The sequence below is a fragment of the Amycolatopsis sp. NPDC001319 genome, from assembly GCF_042896185.1.
Taxonomy (GTDB): domain Bacteria; phylum Actinomycetota; class Actinomycetes; order Mycobacteriales; family Pseudonocardiaceae; genus Amycolatopsis.
The window spans coordinates 842,092-867,222 of record NZ_JBIAWY010000005.1; the positions used below are offsets into that span (position 1 = coordinate 842,092).

Below are 25,131 nucleotides of genomic sequence, written 5' to 3' on the forward strand. Positions count from 1 at the left end.
AGGGCACCCTGGCGACGGGTCAATTTAACAACGTTAAGGAGTGGCTATGAACGAGCTGCACGCCGACGTCGTCGTCGCCGGAGCCGGGCCCACGGGCCTGATGCTGGCCGCCGAGCTGCGCCTGGCCGGCGTCGACGCCGTGGTGATCGAGCGGCTGCCCGAGCGCACCGGCCTGTCGAAGGCGCTCAACCTGCAGCCGCGCACGGCCGAGGTGCTGGACCTGCGCGGACTGCTGCCGAGAGCGGAGGAACGCGCGTTCGCCACCGTCCAGGAGGGACACTTCGCGGCCGTCCCGATCAGCTACGCCGGGTGGGACACGCGGCGCCCGTACCAGCTGGGCATCCCGCAGGCGCAGGTCGAGGAGCTGCTGGAAGAGCGCTTCGCGGAGCTCGGCGGCAAGGTGCTGCGCGGGCACGAGCTGGTAGGGCTGTCGCAGGACGCGGCGGGCGTCCGCGTGGTCACGCCGGAGCTCGTCCTGAGCTGCCGCTACCTGGTCGGCTGCGACGGCGGCCGCAGCACCGTGCGCAAGCTGCTGGACGTGCCCTTCGAAGGCGAGGACGGCGCCGGCTACGGCGTGGTGGCCGATGTCGTCGTAGATCGGATCCCCGACCGCGCCACCGGCACGTGGACGTCGATGCGCGGAATGGTCCAGTCCGCCGGCCCGACGGGGTTCTGCGGCCTCATCCCGCTCTCCGAGCCGCTCCTGTACCGCCTGACCTTCGGCGACCGCGCGCAGCGACCCGCGACGTTCGGCTCACCGGTCACCGAGGCCGAGGTCCGCACGGCGTTCGCGGCGACCTACGGCCCGGCGGTGATCAAGGAAATCCGCTGGCTGTCCCGCTTCTCCGACGCGTCCTGCCTGGCGGCACAGTATCGAGTCGGCCGCGTTCTGCTGGCCGGCGACGCCGCCCACATCCACTTCCCCGCCGGCGGCCAGGGCCTCAACCTGGGCGTCCAGGACGCCGCCAACCTGGGCTGGAAGCTCGGCGCGGCCCTCAACGGCTTCGCCGACGTGCTCGACACGTATGAAACCGAACGCCGCGCCGTCGGCGCCGCCGTGCTCGACAACGTCGCGGCCCAGAACGGCCTCATCCCGCAGAGCCGTTCCAGCCGCGCTTTGCGCGCGCTCTTCACGACGCTCGCCGACCTGCCCGAGGTGTCCCACCACCTGTCCGGCCTGGTCTCCGGCCTCGCCGTCCGCTACCCCGCGCCCACGGACGCCCACCCCCTCACCGGCACCCGCCTCCCCGACTTCCGCCTCCCCGACGGCTCCTGGGCCAGCACCCTCTTCCACACGGGCCACCACGTCCTGCTCACCACCCCGGGCGCCGATCTGTCGGCCCTGCCGCGCGTTCCGGGCCCACTGTCCACAACGGACCTCCCGGCCCTGCCGTTCGCCCCCGCCGCCCTGATCCGCCCCGACGGCTACTTCGCCTGGCTGCCCCTCACCTGACGGCGACCGACAGACTTCGCGTGTCCACCGTCCCCGCCCACTCCGGCTCCCCGGCCAGCCGCAGCTGCGGCACCCCGGCTCGCCAACTCCCGCAACCCGCGCGAGCGGCAACTTCGCCGCCGTCCTCGCCCGCCGACGACCCCGCCGCCCGGCTGCCCTTCACCTGACGGCCCCGGCAGACTTCGCGTGATCACCGTCCCCGCCCACGCTGGTTCGCCGGCCGGCCGCAGCTCCGGCGCCCCGACTCGCGAGCTCCCGCAACACCATCTGCGCAAGCGGCTACGTCGTTGCCATCCTCGCCCGCCCGACAACCCCGCCGCTCGGCTGCCTTTCACCTGACGGCTCGGCAGACTTCGTAGGCCGCGCAACGTCACCGCCCGCGCGACGACCCGCCGCCAACCACAGACGGGGCGAAGCTCGCGAGCTCCCGCAACCCCATCCACGCGAGCGGCTAGGTCGCCCCGTCCTCGCCCGCCCCGGCGACCCTTCCGCCTGGCCGCGGGTCACCTGACCACGACCGATAACGTCCGCAGCCCGCGCAACGTCATCGTCTTCGCCCACTCCGGCTCCCCGACCAGCCGAGGCTCGCCAACTCCCGCAACCCCATCTGCACGAGCAGCTACGTTGCCGCCACCCTCACCCGCCCCGACGCCCCGCCTCCTGGCCGCCCGTCACCTCACGGCGACCGGCAACGTCCGCAGCCCGCGCAGTGTCACCGTCTCCGCCCACTCCGGCTCCCCCGCCGGCCGCAGCGTCGGCGCCCGGCGCGCGAGCTCCCGCAACACCGTGCGTCCCTGCAGTCGCGCCAGGGGAGCGCCCAGGCAGAAGTGGATCCCGCGTCCGAAGGCCAGGTGCCGGCCCGGCGCGCGGGTGATGTCGAACCGGTCCGGCTCGTCGCACACCCGCGGATCGCGGTTCGCCGCGCCGACCAACACCAGCACCGTCGTGCCCGCGGCGAGCTCGACGCCGCCCAGCGTCGTGTCGGTCAGGACCGTCCGCGTCGTCAGCTGGATCGGCGAGTCGTACCGCAGAACCTCCTCGACGGCCCCCTCGGCCAACGCCGCGTCACGCGCCAAAGCCCGGTACTGCTCTGGGTTCCGCAGCAACGCCAACACCCCGTTGCCGATCAAGTTCGTCGTCGTCTCGTGCCCCGCCACGAGCAACAACGTCAACGTGACCAGCAACTCCCCCTCACTGAGCCGCTCCCCCTCATCCGCCACGGCAACGAGCGCCGACAACAGGTCGTCCCCCGGAGCCCTTCGCCGCTCAGCCGCCAGCTCCCTGAAGTACCCCACGAACTCCCGCCGCGCCCCCGCCGCCGCCTCCGCAACCCCGGGCCCCAGTAGAAACCCGGGCTCTGCGGCCCGCGCCATCGCCCCCGACCACGCCCCGAACCGCTCCCGGTCCCCGACCGGCACCCCCAGCAGCTCCGCGATCACCGTCACCGGCAACGGCACCGCCAGCTCCGCCATCAGATCACCCTCGCCGGCCGCCACCACCCGCCCGACGAACTCCCCCACCAACTCCTCCACGCGCGGCACCAGCGCCTCCACCGTCCGCGCCGTGAACGCCTTGCCCACCAACCCGCGCAACCGCGTGTGATCCGGCGGATTCAAGAACGCGAACGCCCGCACCACTTGCCCGTCCCCGTCCACCGGCAGATCCGCGTCCCCACCGCCCACCACCTCGGGCTCCGGGTGCCCGAACTCCGCCCCCGTCACCACGCGCTCGGCCTCCCCGAACCCGAGCACCACCACAACCCCGTCCCCCACCCGCACCACCGGCGCCCTCCGCCGCCATTCCCCATACGCCCCATACGGATCGACCCCCCTCGCCGCCCCGACCAACTCCCCCAACCCCAGCCCCACCGACCCCACACCTTCACCCATCCCCGCACCCTATTCCGCCCGCCACAGCGCCCCTCGCTCCCCGCAAGGGCCCGGACCGACGACGCGAGGAAAGCCGAGAACCCGGCCCCCGCCAAAGGATCGCGGCGCAGAAAGCGCCTGGTGGGTTGCCCGGGCGAAGGACGTAGTTCCAGCGACTAAGGAGAGGCCGTACCGACGGGTCGGTGCATCGCGACGTGCGGGGGAGCACAACGTTCGCTCGAGCGAGCTACAAACCCCCAGCACCCAACATCCCTAAGCCACCTCACCGATGAGCCCAAGAACCGCCGCGCCACCCACCGATCACGCCGAACGACTCACCGGGAATCCGAAGGCGCACAGCCCCCTCACCAACGGCCACCTCCCCACCCAACGCAACTCACCTGGGGGGTCCAGGGGGGCGAAGCCCTCCCTGGCGGGGGCCCGGGGGTCCGACCCCCGAAGAACATGCGAAAGAGGCCCGGCTTGCGCAATCCGCAAGCACGGGCCTCCTACCTCTGTAGCGGGGACAGGATTTGAACCTGCGACCTCTGGGTTATGAGCCCAGCGAGCTACCGAGCTGCTCCACCCCGCGTCGTGACACCTACCTTACGCCTGGGTTTCGGCCAGGTGCAAAGCAGGTGCCACTACCGTGCGCGAGGTCACCCGCCGGGTTGCTGCGGGGCGCCGCTGCCGGAGGGCGGGGTGGCGTTTTTGGCGTTCTCGTAGGCCTTCGCCGCGGTGTCGAGGGCCTGGAGTGCCGCGCCTTGGTCGGCGAAGTTGCCCGACTGCTGGGCGGCCTTCAGCCTCCCCAGTGCCGACTGGATGTCGGTCACCGCCTTGTCGAGGGCCGGGTTCGAGCCGCCCGAGTTGGCCGGCGGGGTGGTCGGCGTGGTCGGCGACGTGGGTGTCGACGGTGAGTTCGGCGGGGTCGACGAGGACGGTGGTGCCCCTTCGACCGGCGTGGTCGCCGCCGCGCCGGTGCCCTTGCCGAACACCTGGTCCAGTGCCTCGTTCAACGTCGGCGCGTAGCCGACCTTCGAGCCGAACGACACCAGCACGCGGGCCAGCTGCGGGTAGCTCAGCTGGTTGCGCTGTCTGATGTACACCGGTTCGACGTAGAGGAACCCGTTGGCGACCGGCAGCGTGATCATGTTGCCGTAGATGGGGATCACGTTGGGGTTGTTGAGCAGTGTCCGGTCCGAAGCGACCTGTGGATCACTTTGGAACTTGTTCTGCACCTGCACCGGCCCGTCGACTTGATTCGCGCCGGTGACCGTGGGTAGTCGGAGCACGCGGATCGTTCCGTAGTCCTGGGGATCGGACGACACCGACATCCACGACGCGAGGTATTGCCGTTGCAGACCGGTGAGCCCGCTCGTCAGCTGGAACGTCGGCGTGCCTTCGCCCGCCGCGTCGGCGAGGACGTAGTAACCCGGTTGGTTCGCGACGTTGGCCGCCGCTGTGGTCGCGCTGCCGTCTTCCGTCGGGTCCTGCGGGACGCTCCAGAACGACTGCTGCGCGTAGAACTGCTGCGGGTTGTCCACGTGGTACCGGGCGAGCAGCTCACGCTGGACCTTGAAGAGATCTTCGGGGTAACGGAAGTGCGCGCGCAGGTCCGGCGGGATCTCGGCGCTCGGCTTCACGAGGCCCGGGAACACCTTCTCCCACGCGTCGAGCACGGGTTCCTTGTCGTCGATCGAGTACAGGGTGACCGTGCCGTCGAACGCGTCGACGGTCGCCTTCACCGAGTTGCGGATGTAGTTGATCGAGTTGTTGGCCTGGCGCGTGACGCCGTTGAGCGAGTCGTTGGTGGCATCGCCGAGCTGGGTCTGCTGGGAGTACGGGTAGTTGTTGAGCGTGGTGTACCCGTCGACGATCCACACGATCTTGCCGTTGACGACCGCCGGGTACGGGTCGCCGTCGAGCGTCAGCCACGGCGCGACCTTGCTGACGCGGTCGCGCGGGGTGCGGTTGTACATGATCTTCGAGCCGTCGCCGATGGCGTCGGAGAAGAGGATGTTGCGCTCGCCGTAGTTGGCCGCGAAGGCGAGCCGATTGAACCAGTTGTCGAGCGGAACGCCGCCGGTGCCGTTGTAGTAGTAGTTCTTCTGGTCCGGGGAGTCGGACTCGCCCGGGGCCTTGCCGGGGGTGCCGCCGACGATCGCGTAGTCGTTCTGGTCGGCCAGCTCGCCGTAGTAGATGCGCGGCTGGTCGACCTTGATGCCGGGCTTGCCGCCGACCGAGCCGGCGCCGGTGGGGTTCTTCGTGTCGCTGGTGCCGATGAGCGGGTAGCCGGCGCTGCTCGTGTCGGACACGTCCGTGACGGCGCGGTTGATCGTGTTGGCCGGCGCGGCGACGAAACCGTTGCCGTGGGTGTAGACGAGGTGCTTGGTGATCCAGTTGGTCTGGTTGCCCGTGAGCCCGTCGGTCTTGATCTCCTTGGCGGCCACGATGTAGTCCTGCGTGGAGCCGCCGACGGTGTAGCGGTCGATGTCGAGCTTCGCCGGGAAGCCGTAGTAGTTCTGGCCGCCGGCGAGCTGGGTGTAGGTGTCGGACAGCACGTTCGGGTCGAGCAGGCGGATGTTGGACACCGTGCCCGCGTCGGCCTTCACCTGGTCCTGGCTCGCCTGGTTGCTGCCTTGGTAGTCCTCGTACTTCACGTTCTGCAGCCCGAACGCCGCGCGCGTCGCGTCCATGTTGCGCTGGATCGACGTGGCTTCCTTGTCGTTCGCGTTCGGCTTCACCGAGAACTGGTCGAGGATCGCGGGCCACGCGACGCCCACCAGAACGCCCGACAGGATCAGCAGCACGAGCGCGATCGCCGGCAGCTGCAGGTTGCGCAGGAACGCTCCGGCGAAGAACGCGATCGCGCAGATCACCGAGATGCACAACAGGATCAGCTTCGCCGGCAGCACCGCGTTGAGGTCGGTGTAGGTGGCGCCGTTGAACAGCGGCATGTCGCGATCGGACAGAAGCAGGTTGTACCGGTCGAAGAAGTACTCGACCGCCTTCAGCAGCACGAAGAGGCCGACGGTGATGGCGAGCTGCGCGCGCGTCGGGCCCGCCAGCTGGCCGCCGCGGCCGGCGAGGCGGATGCCGCCGAAGATGTAGTGGGCGATCAGCGCGCCGAAGAACGAGATCACGACCGTGACGAACAGCCAGCCGAGCAGCCAGTTCACGAACGGCAGGGTGAACGCGTAGAAGCCGATGTCGAGCCCGAACTGCGGGTCTTTCTGGCCGAACGACGTGCCGTTGAGGAACAGCTGGATCGTCTGCCAGTCGCCCATCGCGGACGCGCCGGCGATGAGACCCGTGATCAGCGGGATGCCGATCCCGAACAGCCGGATGCGGCTCACGATCATCGAGCGGTAGCGCGAGAGCGGGTCGTCGCTGCCCGAGACGGGCACGAACACCGGACGCGTGCGGTAGGCGATGGTGAGGCTGATCGCGAGCGAACCGCCCACGAGCAACCCGACGGCCACGAAGAGGACTATCCGCGTGAGGATTTCCGTGGTGAACACCGAGCGCGCGTGCACCTCGCCGAACCACAGCCAGTCGACGTAGGTGTCCAGCAGCCTGACACCCAGCAGCAGCGCCAGCACGATCACCGCGGCGATGATGAGGAGGATCCGGCTGCGGCGGGACAGCTTCAGGCTCACGGGGGGCCGAGTCGCCACGGCAACGCTCCTGTCTTCGTGAACACGTTCGCGGGGACAGCTGCGTCCCCTGACGGTCTAACTCTACGGATGGGTTCCCGAGTTCCCGGGACCGCCCGAATCGGACGTCGCACGACGGCGCGGGGACCGGCCTGCGACGATGTCGCCATGCAGCCGAGTGAGCCGCCCGCCGCCAACCCCGTCGCCGGCCTGGCCCGGGAAGTCGAAGAGTTCGTCGCGTCCGGGGGCTGGGACCAGCCGCCGCAGCTGTTCGCGCTGGTGCCCACCGCGGCACTGCTCGACGAGCAGCCCGAGCTGGCGGGCCAGCTCGACCGCGCGAACCCGCTGACGCCCGTCGCGCAAGAAGCGTTGCCGGAAGGTGACCTCGCCGAGTCGCTCGGCCGGATCGCGTGGCCCGAGATCGTGGTGGGCTGCGCGCTCGCGCAGGAGATCATCGTGCTGCCGCCCGACGTCGAGGCGGAGCTCGAAGGCGTCGCGGAGGCCGACGCCGAGCGCCTGCGCCGCGCGGCCGCCGACCACCCGCGGCGCACGGAGGCGCGGCTCGTGGCGGCGGTGCTGCGTGAGGGCGACGTCGCCTGCGTGATGCGGCTGCGCGGGACGCGGCCCGACGCTTCTTCGACCGAAGTGGACGCCGTCGACGAGATCGTGGAGAGCCCCGACCTCGCGCCGAACCTGCTCGACGCGTTGAAGACGACTTTCCTGCCCTGAATCCTGCCCTGAGCCCCGTCGAGCCGGGGGCCTCCGCGTGGGGGCCTCCGGGTCAGGACGGGTACTGGCACTTCTTTCTTCCTCAGCAGTGCGCCGTGGGCCGGCCGGCCTTGAGGTTCTGGAGCTGGGTGAGCGCGTCGTCCAGAGTGGACACCTTGATCAGGTTGAGCCCGTCCGGCACGGCCGACTTCGCCTCGGCGCAGTTGTGCTCCGGCACGAGGAAGTCGGTGGCGCCGGCCTCGCGCGCGCCCACGACCTTGAACGAGATGCCGCCGATCGGGCCGACCTCGCCCGTCTCGGTGATCTCGCCGGTGCCCGCGATGTGCCGGCCGTTCGCGAGGTTGCTGTCCGGCTTCCCGGGCGGGGTGAGGCGGTCGATGATCGCCAGCGTGAACATCAGGCCGGCCGAGGGACCGCCGACGTCCTGCAGCGAGATGTTGACGTTGAACGGCGCGGTCGCGTGGTCGACGGCGGTGAGGCCCATGAAGCCCTGCGTGCGGTCGTCGCGCTTCGCGAGCGTGATCGGCACGGTGCGTTCGGGCTGGCCGTCGGCCTGGAAGGTGATCTGCACGGTCTGGCCGGGCTTGGTGTTGGTGAGGGCCTTGGCGACGTCGGCGGCTTCGGTGACCTTCGTGCCGTTGACGGTGACCAGCTTGTCGCCGGGTGCGAGCACGTGGTCTGCGGGGCTGCCGGACACGATCTCCTTGGCGAGCACCTCCACGGGGTAGCCGAGGTGGCGCAGAGCGGCGACCTGGGCGTTGGTCTGGGAGTCCTGAAGCTGCTGGATGTTCTCCTGCTTGACCTGCTCGTTGGTCTCGCCGGGGCGGTAGTACTCCTCGCGCGGCGCGAGCGCGTAGCGGCCGCTGGCCCAGAGGCCGAGCGCGGTGAAGAGGTTGATCCCGTCGTTGAGCGACACGGTGGTCATGCGCAGCTCGCCGTTGGTCTGGTACGTCTCGTGGCCCTTGACCTGGACGACCTCGTTGCCCGCGGCGTCGCGACCGAGCGTGTCGTACGTCGGGCCCGGACTGATGGCCACGTACGGCACCTGGACCAGGAAACCGGCTACGACGAACACCAGGAACAGCGCGCCGCTGACCAGCAGGGTCCAGCCGCGGCGCGTCAGGCGGCGCTCGTCGCGCGCCGGTTCCCTCGACGGCTCGGTCCGGCTGTTCGCGGTCGCGGTCTCCTCGTCGGGTTTGGTCACGAGCGACAGCGTACGGTGACCGTGTTCGCTTCCCGGTGAAGGCCATGGTTGACGCGCTGGGAGAGGCCCTACCCGCGTACGGTGGACGTATGAGCAAACCCCCGTTCGGTTTCGGACCGCCCGATCCCGACAGACGAGGCGACGGTGACCCCTCGGAGCAGCCGTCCGGCGCAGAGGCGTTCAACCAGCTCGGGCAGATGCTGAGCCAGCTGGGCCAGATGCTCAGCCAGGCCGGCTCGTCGAGCGGGCCGGTGAACTACGACCTGGCGAAGCAGATCGCGCTCCAGAACCTCAGCGGCAGCGACGACGGCAAGATTGGCTTCGCGTCGTCCACCGGCGACTCGTCCACCGCCGTGCGCGACGCCGCGCACCTGGCGGAGCTGTGGCTCGACGCGGCGACGATCCTGCCCGCGGGCGCGAACACCACGGTCGCGTGGTCCGCGCGCACGTGGGTAGAGAAGACGCTGCCCACGTGGCAGCGGCTCTGCGACCCGGTCGCGCAGCAGGTTTCCGGCGCGTGGATGCAGGCGCTGCCCGAGGAGGCCAAGCAGGCCGCCGGGCCGCTGCTGTCCATGATGGGGCAGATGGGCGGGATGGCCTTCGGCTCCCAGCTCGGCAACGCGCTCGCGCAGCTGGCCCAGGAGGTGCTGACGTCCACGGAGGTCGGCCTGCCGCTGGGCCCGCCCAACACGTCGGCGCTGCTGCCCGCGAACATCGAGAAGTTCACCGAGGGGCTCGAGGTCCCCAGCAGCGAGGTGCTCGTGTTCCTCGCCGCGCGCGAGGCCGCGCACCAGCGCCTGTTCGCCCACGTGCCGTGGTTGCGGCAGCGGCTGCTGGCGACCGTGGAGGAGTTCGCCCGCGGGATCACGGTCGACACGTCCGCGCTGGAGTCGCTGGCCGGCCAGATCGACCCGTCGAACCCGGCGAGCATCGAAGAGGCCATGTCGTCCGGCTTGCTGGAGCCGAAGACCACGCCCGAGCAGCAGTCGGCGCTGAAGCGGCTCGAAACCCTGCTCGCCCTGGTCGAGGGCTGGGTCGACGTCGTGGTCGCCGAAGCCATCGGCGACCGCCTGCCGGGCGCCGACGCGCTGCGCGAGACGCTCCGCCGCCGCCGCGCCACGGGCGGCCCCGCCGAGCAGACCTTCGCGACCCTCGTGGGCCTCGAGCTGCGCCCCCGCCGCATGCGCGCCGCGTCCTCCCTGTGGAAACTCGTGGGCGACCGCCACGGCACCGACAAACGCGACAGCCTCTGGTCCCACCCGGACCTCATGCCGACCGCCGAGGACCTCGACGAGCCCCTGGACTTCGCCGACCGCCTCGGCGACACCCCAGTCCTCGGCGACGACTTCGATCCGATCGCGGAGCTGGAGAAAACGGAAAAACGCGAGGCGGCTGAGTCTGGCTCTGGTTCTGACGCGGCTTCCGCCTCGGATGCGAAGCCGGACTCCGACCCTTCAGACCAGGACAAGGGCGACAACCCGACCTCCTGATCCCCTTTGGTCCAGCCCGGTCCTCCGCCGCCTTCGCGACGGAGGACCGGGCTGCTTTCGGGGCTCTCAACAATTCGGCGTGCCGACCTTTCAAGCCAAGGCAGCCACCGACGTTGAGCACCGGCTGTTCGGCCTGGAATCGCTCATCCCCCAGGGACAGCCAGGCCGCCACGAACCGGTTCCAACTCGCCAAGCTCGGCACTGGCACACCGGCAGTCCAGCACCGAGACGACCGCTGGTTGAAGCCGCCGCGAGCCGGTGGGCGGCCAGGCCCCACTCCCGCGAGCCGGCCAAGTCGTGCCGTGCGCGACCTCGCGACCCCTTCACCTCACGCGCGAGCCGCAGTCTCCGCCCCGCGAACAGGACTGGCCCAGTCCACGGCAATCGCGCCGACCTGTCCCCAAGCCGGCGGCCTCCCAGCTTCCCCTCCGGCGAGCCGGCCAAGTCGTGCCGTGCGCGACCTCGCGACCCCTTCACCTCACGCGCGAGCCGCAGTCTCCGCCCACGAACAGGACTGGCTCAGCCTGCCGCAATCGCGCCGACCTGCCTCCCAGCCGGCGGCCTCCCAGCTTCCCCTCCTGCAAGCCGGCCAAGTCGTGCCGTGCGCGACCTCGCGGCCCCTTCACCTCACGCGCGAGCCGCAGTCTCCGCCCCGCGAACAGGACTGGCCCAGTCCGCGGCAATCGCGCCGACCTGTCCCCAAGCCGCGGACTTACCACCTGCGCGAATGCGCGGGCCACGGCTCCTTGGCCTCGAGCAAAACCGCCTTCAACCCCTCACACGCGACCAGCTCAGTCGTCCTCCTCCTCCGAAATCCCCCACCCAGCCGCCGCCGACAGGCCCTCCAGGTACCCGATCGCGCGTTCCGTCTTCGGGTACCGGTTGACCAGCGTCCAGAACGCCGCGTCGTGCCCGGGTTCGCGCAGGTGGGCGAGCTCGTGGACCAGCACGTAGTCCAGGACCCACTGCGGCACGCGCCGCAGGCGGTCGCTGACGCGGATGGTCGCGTCGACGGGCGTGCAGGAGGCCCAGCGGGTGCGCATGGGCGGCACCCAGCGCACGCTCGCGGGTATCGCCCGTGGATCGACGTACTTCGCCGCCAGCACGGCGCAGCGTGCCAGCAGCGCGTCGTCGGAGGACTTCGGCGACGCGGGTTTGCGCGGTTCGGTGCGCTGCAGCTTGCGCTCCATCTCCGCGACCCAGTGCCTTTCTTCCGCGCGGGTCATCCGTGCCGGGATGAGCACCACGAGGGTGTCGTCTTTCCAGTACGCGGTGACCGTCCGGTGCCGGCGCGCGCTGCGCCGCACCTCGACCTTGTGTTCAGGAGTGTCCGACGGGGGGTTCGTTCCGCCCCGGCCCCGCAGTGAGGGCATCCGTGCTTCGACCACCCGACAACGGTAAGGCCACCGACCGACAACTTGGGAGCGTCGAAAGGTCACAGCCCCGAGTTGTCCACAACTCGCCTTGCCTGTGGATAACTCACCTCTGAGCGCCGATCGGCCGCCGCCGAGGTGTCAAGCTGATCATCATGAGCCTGTCCACAGTTCCGCCGCCGAACGTCCTCCTCCCCGCCTACCCGACGCTGCTCAAGGGCCTCCACGTGCTCGAACGCGGCAACGACGAAGTCCAGATCGGCCTCGACCCGCGCCACGGCGTGGTGGCCACCGGGCTGGCGCCGAGCGTCGTCGCGCTCGTGCGCCGGCTCGACGGCAGCCGCCGCCTCGACGCGGTGCTCGCCGAGAGCGAACACCGCGACCAGCTGCGGCTTCTGCTCAAACAGCTCACCGCGCTGGGCCTGGTCACCGAAGCACCCAGCCCCGCCTCCAAGCGCGTCGAGACCGGCTTCTGGTCCCTGCGCGCCCGGCACCACCAGACCGCGCTCACCGAGCGAAGACGCCAGAGCCTGGTGGCCGTCCGGGGCGACGGCAGGATCGCCGTGGCCGTCGCCGTGCTGCTGGCCAACGCCGGGGTCGGGCACGTCGACGTCCGCGCCGGCGGCGTCGTCACCGAGGCCGACCTCGGTTCGGGCTTCACCGCCGCCGAGCTGGGTCTTTCACGCCGCAAAGCCACCCAGAACGTGCTGGCCCGCGTCGCGCCCGAGGTGAGCACCGCCCGCAATCTGCAGCGCTCGCCCGACGTCGTGGTGCTCACGGACGCCGTCGTGCCCGCCCCGGAGCTGGTGGCGGAGCTGGTCGAAGACGGCGTCACCCACCTGCCGGCCCGCGTCCGCGACGGCACGATCCTCGTCGGCCCGCTCGTCGTGCCGGGCCGAAGCACATGTCTGCGCTGCTGCGACCTGAGCAAGACCGACCTCGACGACTCGTGGCCCCGCGTCGCGACCCAGCTCGTCGACGTCGACCAGCGGCCCGATCTCGCGTCCGTCCAGGCGTGCGCGTCGCTGGCCGTCGCGCAGGCGCTGCGCGTGCTGTCGCCGAGCGCCGAGCCACCGCCGACGTGGAACAGCACCCTGGAGCTCGATCCGTTCGAAGGCCACCTGCGCCACCGCTACTGGGAACCGCACCCGGACTGCGATTGCGGAGCGCCCGAAGCGCCACCGGAGACGTAGCCCACACCCCCTGGCAGGCTGCGGCCACCAAGGTCACCAAGGCAGAATCGGAGGGTGACCGACTCCGCAGACCGCGAATCCGCAATGCCGCGCCGAGGTGCGGCGCGCACCGCGAAACTCGCCAGCATTCCCCTCGGGATAGCCGGCCGGGCCGTCGGCGGATGGGGCAAGCGCCTCGCGGGCCAGAGCGCGGAACAGGTGAGCGCGACGCTGTCGGCGAAGGCCGCGGAGCAGCTGTTCGAGGTGCTGGGGACGCTCAAGGGCGGCGCGATGAAGTTCGGCCAGGCCCTGAGCGTCTTCGAGGCCGCGGTACCCGACGACATGGCCAAGCCGTACCGCGAAGCGCTGACCAAGCTGCAGTCCGCCGCGCCGCCGATGTCGGCGCAACAGACGCGGCGGGTCCTGGCGCAGCAGCTCGGCCGTTCGTGGGAGGGGCGGTTCAAGCACTTCGACGACGTCCCGGCGGCGTCGGCCAGTATCGGCCAGGTCCACCGCGCCACCTGGCACGACGGGCGCGAGGTCGCCGTGAAGGTCCAGTACCCGGGGGCCGACGAGGCGCTGCGCAGCGACCTGCGCCAGTTGCAGCGCTTCAGCCGGCTGTTCCAGGCGTTCGTGCCCGGCACGGACGTGAAGCCGTTGATGGCGGAGCTCGCCGACCGCATGGACGAGGAGCTCGACTACCTCAACGAGGCCGACAACCAGCGCGCGTTCGTGAAGGCGTTCGAGGGCGATCCCGCGTTCCTCATCCCGCGCGTGGTGGCGAGCGCGCCGAAGGTCGTGGTGACCGAGTGGGTCACGGGCACGCCGTTGTCCAAGGTCATCGCCGGCGGCGACCAGGAGACGCGCGACCTCGCGGGCCGGCTGCTGATGGAGTTCCACTACTCGTCGCCGGCGCGAGCGCACCTGCTGCACTCCGACCCTCACCCCGGCAACTTCATGGTCACCGACGACGGCCGCCTGTGCGTGCTCGACTTCGGCGGCGTCGCGAAGCTGCCCAACGGCATCCCGCGCCACCTGGGCGAGATGACGCGCCTGGCCCTCGACGGCGAGTCCGACGACCTCATGCGGCTCCTGCGCGAGAACGGCTTCGTCCGCACCGACTCCGACCTGGCCGCCGACGAGGTGCTCGCGTACCTCGCGCCGTTCACGGAACCGCTGGCCACGCCGACGTTCCACTTCACGCGCCGCTGGATGCAACGCCAGGCCGGGCGCGTCGGCGACACCCGCGGCAGCGACTTCCGCGTCGGCCGGTCGCTGAACCTGCCGCCGGAGTACCTGATGATCCACCGCGTCACCGCGGGGTCCACGGGCATTCTCTGCCAGCTCGACGCGGTGGTCCCGGCGCGCGGCATCGTGGAGCGGTGGCAGCCCGGTTTCGCTCGCTGAGTTGTCCACAGGCCCGGCGGTGCCACAGACCTGATTCGCGGAGTTATCCACAGATCCGGGAAGCCGGTTCCACTCGGATGGCCGAGCGGTCATCCTCGAATCATGACGACTACCGCAAGCATCCGGGACGTGGCTCACCGTGACTCCACGTCGGTCGGCGTGATCGACCTCAAGAAACTGCGCAGCGCCGGAATCTCGAACCGAAGAGCCGCCAGGATGGCGCGGCCGGGCGGGCCGTGGCGCCGCGTGTACCCCGGCGTGTTCGTGATCCAGGACAAACCGCCGTCCCGATTACAGCTGCTGCACGCCACCATCGCGCGCTACGGCCCCGACGCCATCATCACGGGCACCGACGCGCTGCGCGCCCACGGCGTCGCCCACCCGCTCACGGACGAGATCCACCTGCTCCTGCCGCACTACCGTCGCCCGGCCTCCGAACCCGGCGTGCTGACCTACCGCACCGCCCGCATGCCCGAACCCGTGATCATCGACGGTCTCCCCTACGCCGGCGGCCCGCGCGCCGCCCTGGACCTGGCGCGCCGAGCGGTCAACCCGAAGGCCGTCGAACGCCTGACGACGCTCCCGCTGTTCTGGGGCCTGTGCGACCGCGCCGAACTCCTGGCCGAACTCGACGCCGGCAATCAACGCGGCTCATCGGCGGTCCGCGCCGTACTGCGCGCGATGGACGACCGCGAAACCTTCACCCACGGCCAGGCCCTCCGCCTCCTCCGCGACGCTCCCCTGCCGTCCCCCCAGTGGAACGTCACGGTCTGCGACCTGCGCGGCCGCCGCCTCGGCATCGCCGACGCCTGGTGGGACCAGGTCGGCCTCGCCTGGCGCTACCGCACCGCCGCCGGCCCCACCGACTTCAGCCACTTGGCGCTCACCGCCACCGGCACCGTCCTCGTGCGCTGCACACCCCGCCAACTCAACGACATCCCGGCCGACGTCACGGACGAACTGGTCCGCGCCTACACCCAGGCCGCCCGCACACCCCGCCCGAAGGTCCGCGCGCTCCACCGCCGGGACACCGCCGCATGACGCCGGGGTGAGCACCCGGCCGGGCTGCTGGTCGACTGGTTGGCCCGTCCGGTCATTGCCTGAGGTTCACACGGAGCGAGGGCCGTGCCGAGCCTCTCGGCAACGCCGGGCGGGCCGCCCGAACACCGCCCGCCCACCGCGGCCCGCCGGCCGTCCTGGAAAGTCCAGGGAAACGGCGGCGCCGGACGCCTCCAGACGGGCTGGCGAGCGCAGACCGTGACGGCGAAAGCACTGAGCCGTTCCATCCGCGATGTGGGTTGGGCAGCGCCCCGCCCGCACCCGACTCTGGTTGGGGCCGGCGGCGATCACGGGTCGCACGACACGTGCTCACGAAGGCGAACCTGCCGGGGCGCCTCCGCCCGCGATGCGAGCTGGAGTGGCGGTGTAATCGCACCAAACAGCAGTGGGGGCCGGTAGGCGATCGTGGGCTGTACGGCACACATGCTCACGAAGGCGAGCTAGCAAGCCCGCCTCCACCCGCGATGCGAGCTGCAGTGGCGGTGCAACCGCACCAAACAGCAGTGAGGCCAGTAGGCGACCGTCGGCCGTACGGCACGTGCTCACGAAGGCGAGCTAGCCAACCCGCCCCACCCATGATGCGAGCTGCAGTCGCGGCGCAACCGCACCAGGCAGCAATGCGGATCGGCAGGCGATCACGGGCCCAACGGCCCGTGATCGCAGCAGCGAACCTGCCAGCCCGCCTCCACCCACGATGCGAGTCGGAGTGACCGGTGCAACCGCACCAGACAGCAGTGCGGATCGGCAGCCGATCAGCGGGCCGAACGGCCCGCGATCACGGCAGCGAACCTGCCAACCCGCCTCCACCTGCGATGCGAGTCGGAGACGCGGCGCAACTGCACCGGACGGTCGCGTGGGCCGCCGTGAGCGCGGGTCAAAGGGCCTGCGCTCGCGGCGGAGAAGCTGTCGGCCCAGCACCGCCCGCGGTGCCCAGCCGGATCGGAGCGCTGCGGACTCGTTGGGTTGCTAGCCGACGTGATCGGCCTGTGGCAGGTCGAGTGCCTCGGGTGCGCGGCGGCGAGCCCGTCGGGAAAGTCCAGGCGAGGGCGCAGGGAGCGAGCGACCGATCCGGTTGGCGGTCGCCCTGTCAACCAGCGAAGGGAAGGTGAGAGTCGCCTGAGGGGTCACCAGTACTCGTCGGGGAGTTTGGCTTCGATGTCGCGGACGTGGTCGCGGGCGCAGGTCGCGCAGAGCCATTGGGAGCGGCCGTTGTCCTTGGTGGAGACCCAGGACAGGGCGGCGAGCGGGTCGGGCTCCGCGGAGCGGGCGCGGCCGCAACGGGAGCACGTGGGATCCGAGGCGGTCACGGGCGACGTCCACAGTGGACGGTCTTCGCGCCGGTGAGGTAGAGGTCGTGGCGGGTGGCGAGGTGGTGGGGGCTGTTGGGGTCGAGGAGAGAGGTGAGGGTTTCGCGGTCGTCCGGGGTGAGGTGCTCGCCGCCGAACTCGAGGATGCGGGCGACGCGGTGGACGACGTAGTCCGCGAGCATCGCGGGGCCCGGAGCGGGGTGGTGCACGAGCGCGCCGAAGGAGTCGACTTCGGTGAGCCCGGCGCGCTCCAGCGCGACGGACCAGCCGTAGGGCATCGCGACGGCACCCTCGATGCCCTCGCGCATGCCGATGAACCACTCGGCCTGCGCGGCCAGCAGCCGGTCCTCGAGTCCGGGCCTGCCGACGCCCAAGTCCCAAGGCAGGCAACGGAAATCGAGCCCACCCTCCGCCAGCGCGACCAGCCCGCCCGCCTTCGCGACCGCCGCGACGGTCCCCACGGCTCCCTGCTGGTCCGGCAAGTGATGCACCACGCGCGACGCCCACACCAAATCCGCCGCCGGCAACTCCCCCGGCAGCCCGGCGTCCGCGAGGTCGCCCCGCACCGCCCGCACCTCGACGGCACCGGTCGGCGCACTCGTCTGGCCGCCCTCCGCACGATCGCTCGCGGCCGGCCGCCCTCCGGGCGAACTGGTGCCCGCAAGGTCGCCGGGCGTGGCCTGACCATCGGCCGAGCCCGGGGCCGCAGTGGTCGAACCACCGTCGCCGCGGTCCTCCGACGCCGGCAGGCTGCCGGTCGAACCGGCGCCCCCAACGCCGCCGGGTGCGGCCTGCGCATCGCCCACGCCAGCAGAGTTCGAGGCGGTGTTGACGGCTGCCCGGACCGACTTCTCGGCTTCGGCGAGCAGCTCGGGCGTCGCGTCGACGAGGATGAGGGTGCCGCCGGCATGGGTGGTCAAGGCGCGGGCGAAGTGGGTGCTCATGCCGCCCGCGCCGCAGCCGAGGTCGACGATCGTGGGCGTCGGGGGCAGGGCGGCGACCAGCCGCCGGGCGATGGCCGAGAGGGCGTCGGCGTCGAGGGTGTCGGCCGTGCGGAGCTGAGTCAGCCGGTCGGCCCAGTCGATGTGGTCATGCGTGTGAGCGGACACGACCTCATTCAACACCCCAAGCCCCACCGGAACCGAGTCGACTAACCGGTCGCCCGCCGGCAAAGCCCGCGCGGGTCCGGCAGCACCGCGGTGATCAGGCGAGGCGCCAGTAGCCGGCCACCGGCCGGTTGCGCCAAACACCGCACAGATCGAGCGGCCGAAGCGGCAAACGTCGCTGCCGGGGCCAGATCCGGCTGGGATCCGCCACGACGACACAACCGCAGCGACAGCCACGATGTACGTCGAGACCGCCGCAGCGACGGCATCGCCGACGTCGGCGAACCCGAAACGACCCGAGGGCCGGTCACCACACGGGTGACCGGCCCTCCACGCGGACAACAAATCGAGGATTTCGAAAGCCCTAGAACCTCAGAGACTCCGGAGAGATACCAAGGACTTCAGTGGCCGGAGACTCTGCGCCACGGAGGCTAAACAGCCTCAATGAAATCGAGCCCCAAGGCCTGGGAGACATCGACCCGAGACTCTGCGCCGCGGAGGCTCGACGGCCTTAATGCCATCGAGCTCCAGCGCTTAGGAGCCTCAAGCACCCGAGACTCAACACCACAGAGGCCTAACAGCCTCAACGACATCGAGCCCCAACACCGGGGAGCCTCCGACTCAACGCCGCAGTGGCCTGACACCTTCGTGACATCGAGCCCAACACCGAGGGCATCGAGGTCCCAGCCTCAACGACGTCGAGCCCCGAGTCCTCAGAGACTTCGCAGAGATCCCAAGGAGATCAGCAGCCTGAGACTGAACGTCGCAAAGGCCAACCAACCTCAACGACGTCAAGCCTCAGACCACAAGACCTTCAGAACCTCAAAGTCCCCAAAGACAACTCAGTCCTCGAATCGCTTGGAGCGTTCCGCCGCCCAGCGGGCCACGCGGGACCACCGGCGGGCGGCTCGGGCGCGGCGCCAGGGGCGGAGCGCTTGAGTTTCTTGCTGCAGGTCCCGTATTCGGGCCCGGGACAGTTCTTCGTGAAGCAACATTTCGCTGGTCTCCTGGGTATCGAGCTGTTTCGGCAACGGGTGCGCGCGGTCGGGTTCGCGGGTGCGCGCTTCGTAGTCGCGGATGGTGATGAGTTCGACGGTCATGCGGCGGCGCTCCGGGCTGCGGCGGCGGGCTCAAGGGCGGCGTTCTTGCGCGGGCGGCCACGGGGCCGCTTGCGCGCGATGACGGCACCGCGCTCGAAGATCTCGCCACCCCAGACGCCCCACGGCTCGCGCCGCGCGAGGGCACCCGCGAGGCAGGCCTCGCGGACGGGGCAGTCGGCGCACAGGGCCTTGGCGCGCTCGAGCTCGGCGGGAGACTCGGCGAACCACAGGTCGGCGTCGCGGGAACGGCAGGGCAGGTCGAGCTCAGGGGCGGCGACCCCGTCGAGCAGGTCGCCGATACCGAGGTCGAACCCCTCGGCGAAGGCGATGGCGGACGACATTTCCGTGCTCCTTCTTGTCGTTTCGGTGGTTTTGGGACTGTCGATCGAACTGGACAACTTGTTCCTCGTGGGGTTGTGCAGCCAAAAAAACACGAAGGCCGCGGATCCGGTTACCGGTTCCGCGGCCTTCGTGAGCCTCGTGTCCTGACTAGGTCAGGAACTTCGCTCCCGTATCGACAACGGAACACGGAACTGCTTGATGGTCGGCAGATCGACGTCAACCTGCGGGTACGCGCCAACGAGGGCGGCGTTGGCCAGGGTGACCTCAACCGCGGTCCACGTACGCTCGTCATTCCGACGGACTCCGCCGAAGTGGGCGCTCGTGGACACACCGGTACCCTGGCGCGAAGCGGGGATGAGACCGCAGCCGGACAGACCGGTGCCAGGGTTCGTGAGCATCATGTTGCTGATCATTTCACCGGCACCACCTTCCGCTGTCCGGACGTTCGCCACCCGAGGCGGCGCGCGTCATATGGATCCCCAGACCGGGGGCTTCCCACCCGGGTACGAGCAGATTATTGCCCCTCGCACACCGGGGCAACTTATTTTCCCGAAAACTCTCCGAAGCTACGAAGATCGCCTCCGAGCAGCGGGTTCGCCGCACCGATCAGGGTGCGGACGCGGTCAAGACCGCATCGAGGAGCGAACCACGTCGAGCACCTCCGCGCCGAAGCGTTCGAGCTTCGTCGCACCGATGCCGGAGATCGACACGAGCGCTCCGTCGTCGGTCGGTCGCTGTTCGGCGATGGCCATCAGTGTCGCATCGGTGAACACCACGAACGCCGGCACCTTCAGCTCCCGGGAACGCTCGCCGCGCCACGTCTTCAGCTTCTCCAGCAGTCCTTCATCCACTGTGGACGGGCACTTCGAGCACCGCCCCAGCTTCACCTCGATCGTCTGCAGCAGCGGCCCGCCGCACAACCGGCAGCGTGCCACCTTCGAGCCCGGCGCCGACGCCTGCTGCGACCGCGCGACCCGGGCGGCCGGGTGGTCCTCCGGGATCAGGCCGTAGAGGAACCGGCTGCGGCGACGGTTGCGACGGCCACCCGGCGTGCGCGACAGCGACCACGAGAGTGACAGGTGTTCCCGCGCGCGGGTGACACCGACGTAGAACAGCCGCCGTTCCTCCTCGATCGCGGCCTCGTCGTCGCCCGCATGGAGGATCGGCATGGTGCCCTCGGACAGGCCGACGAGGAACACCGCGTCCCACTCCAGGCCCTTTGCCGCGTGCAGCGACGCGAGCGTGACGCCCTCGACCGTCGGCGGGTGCTGCGCCGCCGCGCGCTGCTCCAGCTCCGCGACGAACCGCGGCAGGTCGGCGTCGGCGACGCTCGCCGCAAGCTCCTCGGCCAGCTCCACCAGCGCGAGCAGCGCGTCCCACCGCTCCTTCGCCGCGCCACCGGCCGGCGGCTGCTCGGTGAGGCCGACGCGCGCGAGCACCGACCGCACCGCCCTCACCAGGTCGAGCGAGGTCGGATCGGCCGACGCCACCCGAAGCGCCGACATCGCCTGCCGCACCTCGGTGCGCGCGAAGAACCGCTCGCCACCGCGCACGAGGTACGGGATGCCGGCCTCGGACAGCGCCTGCTCGTACGCCTCCGACTGCGCGTTCACGCGGAACAGCACCGCGATCTCACTGGCCGACACTCCCCCGTCGAGCAGCTCGCGCACGCGCCGCGCGACCGCCGCCGCCTCGGCCGACTCGTCCTCGTACTCGGCGAAGCGCGGCTCTGGCCCCGGCGGCCGCTGGCCGACGAGCTTCAGCCGCGACCCCGCCGGACGCCCGCGCGCCGCGCCGATCACCCGGTTCGCCAGCCCGACGACCTCGGGCGTCGACCGGTAGTCGCGTTCGAGCCGCACGACGGTCGCCTCGGGGAAGCGCCGCGTGAACTCCAGGAGCGGCCGCGGCGAGGCGCCGCCGAAGGAGTAGATGGTCTGGTTGGCGTCGCCGACGACGGTGAGGTCGTCGCGGCCGCCGAGCCACGCGTCGAGCAGGCGCTGCTGCAACGGCGTGACGTCCTGGTACTCGTCGACCACGAAACAGCGGTAGCGGTCGCGGAACTCGACGGCGACGGCTTCGTGTTCTTCGAGCACGGCGGTGGTGTGGAGGAGCAGGTCGTCGAAGTCGAGGACCTGCGCGGAGTTCTTGATCTCCTCGTACAGCCGGTAGACCTGCGCGACCTGCGCCACCGGGGCCGGGGTGTCGCGCTGCGTGCGCGCGGCGACGGCAGGGTAGTCGTCGGGCGACACGAGCGAGGCCTTGCTCCACTCGATCTCGCTCGCGAGGTCGCGAAGCACCTCCGTCTCCGTGCTCAGCCGTGCGCGCTGCGCGGCCTGCGCCACGAGGCGGAACTTGTTGTCGACGAGGTCCCACGGCCGGTCGCCCACCACGCGCGGCCAGAAGTACCGCAGCTGCCGGCGCGCGGCGGCGTGGAAGGTGAGCGCCTGCGCGGCGTCGACGCCGAGACCACGCAGCCGCGTGCGCATCTCGCCCGCCGCGCGCGTGGTGAAGGTGACGGCGAGTACTTGCCCGGCGGAGACGTGACCTGCGCCGACCAGGTGCGCGATGCGGTGCGTGATCGTGCGCGTCTTGCCCGTGCCGGCGCCGGCGAGAACGCAGACGGGCCCGCGCGGCGCGGAGGCGGCGGCTCGTTGCTCGGGGTCCAGCCCGTCGAGCAGGCCCTGGCGACTCTTCGGAGACGATGCGCTTGCCACCCCTCGATCCTCGCAGAGGGGGCCGAGGGATTCGTGGCAGGGCACGCGGCCGTATCCTGGTCAGATGGCGGGAAAGCAGGACAAGGAAGCGGCCAAGCTGGCCAAGCAGGAGAAGCGCGCGGCGAGCAAGGCGAAGCGCGGGCAGCTCTTCGAGGCGTTCAAGATGCAGCGCCGCGAAGACCCGATGCTGATTCCTTGGATGGTCGGTTCGATCGTGGTCGTCGCCGGCGTCCTGTTCGGGATCGGGTTCATCTTCGACCTGCAGTGGACGCTGTTGCCGCTGGGCATCGTGCTGGGCGTGCTGCTCGCGGTGATCATCTTCGGGCGCCGCGTGCAGAAGACCGTGTACTCGAAGGCCGACGGCCAGCCCGGCGCCGGCGCGTGGGCGCTGGAGAACATGCGCGGCAGCTGGCGCGTGACGCCGACCGTCGCCGCGACCACACAGCTCGACGCCGTGCACCGCGTGCTCGGCGCGCCCGGCGTGATCCTCGTGGCCGAGGGCGCGCCGCACCGCGTGAAGGCGCTGCTCTCGCAGGAGAAGAAGCGCGTGTCGCGTCTGATCGGCGACACCCCGATCTACGACTACACCATCGGCAACGCCGAGAACGAGATCCCGCTCAAGAAGCTGCAGAGCACGCTGATGAAGCTGCCGCGCAACCTCAAACCGCCGCAGGTCGACGCGCTCGAGGCCAAGCTCGCGGCGCTCGGCAACCGCGGCGCGGCCATGCCGAAGGGCCCGATGCCCGCCGGCGCGAAGATGCGCAACGTGCAGCGGACGATCCGCCGTCGCTGACCCACGGTTCACGGAAAAGGCCTCCCGACTCGTCGCCGAGTGGGAGGCCTTTTCCGTGGGACCGCGTTTCGCGGGTCTGTGTTTCGTGGGTCTGGGGTCAGCGCATCCGGATCACGACGGTGCCGGTCACCCGGTCGAGCCAGCTGCGGCCGTCGGTGTTGCGGACGAGGGCCGGCAGGATCACGACCGTCAGCACCATCCGCACCACCGCGCGCCAGGGGCCGACCATCGTGGCGCCGTCGAGCCGCGCCACGCGGACGCCCACGGCGCCCATCCCCGGCGTGAAGCCGAAGAACATCGCCGGCACGGTCGTGATGACGGCCCAGACGACGCCGGCCCACCAGTTGAACGTCTGCATCGCGGCGACGTCCTGCAGGTCGTAGCGCACGAACAGCGTGGTGATCAGGCCCGCGAGCACCAGGTCGATGACCAGCGCCAGCAGGCGCGGACCGAAGCCGGCGACGGAGCCGACGCCCGATTCGGGCAGCCCGAACGCTTCACCGGGCCACTTCGGCGCGGTTCGGTTTTCCGAGCCCGGTCCGCTGCCGGTCCCGGGGAGCCATTCGCCCGTCCATCTCGCCACCCGTCCAGGGTATGCCGGTGGCGCACACCACATCCGCCCTGGTCGGATGGCGCGTGTCACGCCACCCGTTAACGTGTGTGAAACATACGGGTGACGGTCGGGCAACACCGCACTCTTAGCGTGAGCCGAAGAGAGTACTGCCGAGCGAGCTCGATCGAAGAAGGAGTCACCGAGGGTGCCCACTACTCCAGACGACATCCAGCGCCTGATCGCCGACGAGAAGGTGGAGTCCATCGACGTCAGGTTCTGCGACCTGCCGGGCGTGATGCAGCACTTCACGGTGCCCGCGAAGGCCTTCGACCTCGAAGCCTACGAAGAGGGCCTGGCCTTTGACGGCTCGTCGGTGCGCGGCTTCCAGTCGATCCACGAGTCCGACATGCTGCTGCTGCCGGACCCCGAGACCGCGCGCATCGACCCGTTCCGCAAGGCGAAGACGCTCTCGCTGAACTTCTTCGTGCACGACCCGTTCACGCGTGAGGCCTACAGCCGCGACCCGCGCAACATCGCGCGCAAGGCCGAGCAGTACATCGCCGAGTACGGCGTGGCCGACAACGTGTACTTCGGCCCGGAGGCGGAGTTCTACATCTTCGACTCCGTGCGCTTCGACTCGGCCGAGCACGCGTCGTTCCACGAGATCGACTCGGTCGAGGGCTGGTGGAACACCGGCGCCGACGAGGTCGGTGGCAACCAGGGCTACAAGACGAAGTTCAAGGGCGGCTACTTCCCCGTCCCGCCGGTCGACCACTTCGCCGACCTGCGCGACGACATCGTCCGCCAGCTGCAGGGCTCCGGCTTCGAGATCGAGCGCGCGCACCACGAGGTGGGCACCGCCGGCCAGACGGAGATCAACTACAAGTTCAACACGCTGCTGCACGCCGCGGACGACCTGCAGCTGTTCAAGTACATCGTGAAGAACACCGTGTTCGCCGCCGGCAAGACCGCGACGTTCATGCCGAAGCCGCTCGCCGGCGACAACGGCTCGGGCATGCACTGCCACCAGTCGCTGTGGAAGGACGGCCAGCCGCTGTTCCACGACGAGTCCGGCTACGCGGGCCTGTCCGACACGGCGCGCCACTACATCGGCGGCCTGCTCAAGCACGCGCCGAGCCTGCTGGCCTTCACGAACCCGACGGTGAACTCGTACCACCGCCTCGTGCCGGGCTTCGAGGCGCCGGTGTCGCTGGTGTACTCGCAGCGCAACCGCTCCGCGTGCGTCCGCATCCCCATCACGGGCAACAACCCGAAGGCCAAGCGCGCCGAGTTCCGCTGCCCGGACTCGTCGGGCAACCCGTACCTGGCCTTCTCCGCGATGATGATGGCCGGCCTCGACGGCATCAAGAACAAGATCGAGCCGCCGGAGCCCATCGACAAGGACCTCTACGAGCTCCCGCCCGAGGAAGCCAAGAACGTCAAGCTCGTCCCCGGCGACCTCGGCACGGTCCTCGACACCCTGGAAGCCGACCACGACTTCCTCCTCGAGGGCGGAGTCTTCACGCCCGACGTGATCGACACCTGGATCTCCTACAAGCGCGAAAACGAAATCGACCCGCTGCGGCTGCGCCCGCACCCGTACGAGTTCGCGCTCTACTACGACGTGTGATCGGCCGGCCGTGACCTGACGGCCGGGTAAGACGCGGGACGGCGGTCGAGGGAATACCTCGGCCGCCGTCCCGATTTTTGTGCGGTCGGCAGATCCGCCAGGCGAGCAGGGCTTGTCGGCGCCAGGCTGGGCGTCGCCATCAATGTCGGCCGCAACGTCCGCAGCCGGTCGCGGG

The 25,131-nt window shown here is 70.4% G+C and carries 19 protein-coding genes and 1 tRNA gene; 8 read left to right on the forward strand and 12 right to left on the reverse strand.

Annotation, left to right across the window (positions count from 1 at the left end; translation table 11 throughout):
• Positions 1-46 precede the first annotated feature (46 nt).
• A complete protein-coding gene (locus ACFY1H_RS23140) occupies positions 47-1,453 on the forward strand; it encodes an FAD-dependent monooxygenase (RefSeq protein WP_386949307.1) in 1,407 nt (468 codons plus the stop codon).
• Between the two features lie 671 nt (positions 1,454-2,124).
• Here ACFY1H_RS23140 and ACFY1H_RS23145 read toward each other — a convergent pair.
• The 3 genes from ACFY1H_RS23145 to ACFY1H_RS23155 all read right to left on the reverse strand — a co-directional run bounded on the left by ACFY1H_RS23145 (position 2,125) and on the right by ACFY1H_RS23155 (position 6,980).
• Positions 2,125-3,234: a cytochrome P450 gene (locus ACFY1H_RS23145; RefSeq protein ID WP_386949310.1), complete on the reverse strand. Its 1,110-nt coding sequence runs from the start codon at positions 3,232-3,234 to the stop codon at positions 2,125-2,127.
• A gap of 605 nt (positions 3,235-3,839) precedes the next feature.
• Positions 3,840-3,913: transfer RNA gene (locus tag ACFY1H_RS23150), tRNA-Met, on the reverse strand.
• 67 nt (positions 3,914-3,980) lie between these two features.
• Positions 3,981-6,980: a UPF0182 family protein gene (locus ACFY1H_RS23155; RefSeq protein WP_386949417.1), complete on the reverse strand. Its 3,000-nt coding sequence runs from the start codon at positions 6,978-6,980 to the stop codon at positions 3,981-3,983.
• 165 nt (positions 6,981-7,145) lie between these two features.
• Between ACFY1H_RS23155 and ACFY1H_RS23160 the strand changes: the two genes are divergently transcribed.
• Positions 7,146-7,706, forward strand: a complete 561-nt coding sequence (locus ACFY1H_RS23160; protein WP_366584533.1) for a PPA1309 family protein — start codon at positions 7,146-7,148, stop codon at positions 7,704-7,706.
• Between the two features lie 82 nt (positions 7,707-7,788).
• Here ACFY1H_RS23160 and ACFY1H_RS23165 read toward each other — a convergent pair whose 3' ends face one another.
• Positions 7,789-8,808 carry a PDZ domain-containing protein gene (locus ACFY1H_RS23165; protein ID WP_386949420.1) on the reverse strand — a complete coding sequence of 340 codons (1,020 nt, stop codon included), beginning with the start codon at positions 8,806-8,808 and terminating at the stop codon, positions 7,789-7,791.
• Positions 8,809-8,999: 191 nt separating this feature from the next.
• Between ACFY1H_RS23165 and ACFY1H_RS23170 the strand changes: the two genes are divergently transcribed.
• Positions 9,000-10,400: a zinc-dependent metalloprotease gene (locus ACFY1H_RS23170; RefSeq protein ID WP_366584537.1), complete on the forward strand. Its 1,401-nt coding sequence runs from the start codon at positions 9,000-9,002 to the stop codon at positions 10,398-10,400.
• Between the two features lie 791 nt (positions 10,401-11,191).
• Here the strand turns inward: ACFY1H_RS23170 and ACFY1H_RS23175 are convergent.
• Positions 11,192-11,707, reverse strand: coding sequence for a M48 family metallopeptidase (locus ACFY1H_RS23175; RefSeq protein WP_366584588.1), 516 nt, complete (start codon positions 11,705-11,707; stop codon positions 11,192-11,194).
• 221 nt (positions 11,708-11,928) lie between these two features.
• Between ACFY1H_RS23175 and ACFY1H_RS23180 the strand changes: the two genes are divergently transcribed.
• From ACFY1H_RS23180 to ACFY1H_RS23190, 3 genes are all read left to right on the forward strand, one after another.
• A complete protein-coding gene (locus ACFY1H_RS23180) occupies positions 11,929-12,966 on the forward strand; it encodes a hypothetical protein (protein WP_386949314.1) in 1,038 nt (345 codons plus the stop codon).
• A gap of 54 nt (positions 12,967-13,020) precedes the next feature.
• Positions 13,021-14,352, forward strand: a complete 1,332-nt coding sequence (locus ACFY1H_RS23185; protein ID WP_386949316.1) for an ABC1 kinase family protein — start codon at positions 13,021-13,023, stop codon at positions 14,350-14,352.
• Between the two features lie 102 nt (positions 14,353-14,454).
• Positions 14,455-15,393, forward strand: a complete 939-nt coding sequence (locus ACFY1H_RS23190) for a hypothetical protein (protein WP_386949319.1) — start codon at positions 14,455-14,457, stop codon at positions 15,391-15,393.
• Positions 15,394-16,535: 1,142 nt separating this feature from the next.
• On the opposite strand, the gene ACFY1H_RS23195 is transcribed toward ACFY1H_RS23190, so the two are convergent.
• The 6 genes from ACFY1H_RS23195 to ACFY1H_RS23220 form a co-directional block, all read right to left on the reverse strand.
• A complete protein-coding gene (locus ACFY1H_RS23195; protein WP_386949322.1) occupies positions 16,536-16,718 on the reverse strand; it encodes a hypothetical protein in 183 nt (60 codons plus the stop codon).
• Positions 16,715-17,827 carry a methyltransferase domain-containing protein gene (locus ACFY1H_RS23200; protein WP_386949325.1) on the reverse strand — a complete coding sequence of 371 codons (1,113 nt, stop codon included), beginning with the start codon at positions 17,825-17,827 and terminating at the stop codon, positions 16,715-16,717. The genes ACFY1H_RS23195 and ACFY1H_RS23200 overlap by 4 nt, the downstream gene beginning before the upstream one ends.
• Positions 17,828-18,666: 839 nt before the next feature.
• A complete protein-coding gene (locus ACFY1H_RS23205) occupies positions 18,667-18,924 on the reverse strand; it encodes a hypothetical protein (protein ID WP_366584549.1) in 258 nt (85 codons plus the stop codon).
• Complete coding sequence (locus ACFY1H_RS23210) at positions 18,921-19,265, reverse strand: WhiB family transcriptional regulator (RefSeq protein WP_255638685.1); 345 nt, start codon at positions 19,263-19,265, stop codon at positions 18,921-18,923. Before ACFY1H_RS23210 ends, ACFY1H_RS23205 begins: the two co-directional genes overlap by 4 nt.
• Positions 19,266-19,418: 153 nt before the next feature.
• Complete coding sequence (locus ACFY1H_RS23215) at positions 19,419-19,679, reverse strand: hypothetical protein (RefSeq protein WP_366584551.1); 261 nt, start codon at positions 19,677-19,679, stop codon at positions 19,419-19,421.
• Positions 19,680-19,889: 210 nt separating this feature from the next.
• On the reverse strand, positions 19,890-21,980 hold the full coding sequence (locus tag ACFY1H_RS23220; protein WP_386949330.1) for an ATP-dependent DNA helicase UvrD2: 2,091 nt from the start codon (positions 21,978-21,980) through the stop codon (positions 19,890-19,892).
• A gap of 64 nt (positions 21,981-22,044) precedes the next feature.
• Between ACFY1H_RS23220 and ACFY1H_RS23225 the strand changes: the two genes are divergently transcribed.
• Entirely contained in the window at positions 22,045-22,773 is a 729-nt protein-coding gene (locus ACFY1H_RS23225) for a DUF4191 domain-containing protein (RefSeq protein WP_366584556.1), read from the forward strand.
• Between the two features lie 97 nt (positions 22,774-22,870).
• Here ACFY1H_RS23225 and ACFY1H_RS23230 read toward each other — a convergent pair whose 3' ends face one another.
• Positions 22,871-23,356 (reverse strand): RDD family protein, encoded by a 486-nt coding sequence (locus ACFY1H_RS23230; protein ID WP_386949333.1) that lies wholly within the window; start codon positions 23,354-23,356, stop codon positions 22,871-22,873.
• A gap of 175 nt (positions 23,357-23,531) precedes the next feature.
• On the opposite strand from ACFY1H_RS23230, the gene glnA reads away from it, so the two are divergent.
• Positions 23,532-24,956 carry a type I glutamate--ammonia ligase gene (gene glnA / locus ACFY1H_RS23235; RefSeq protein WP_364063156.1) on the forward strand — a complete coding sequence of 475 codons (1,425 nt, stop codon included), beginning with the start codon at positions 23,532-23,534 and terminating at the stop codon, positions 24,954-24,956.
• The last annotated feature ends 175 nt before the right edge of the window (positions 24,957-25,131 follow it).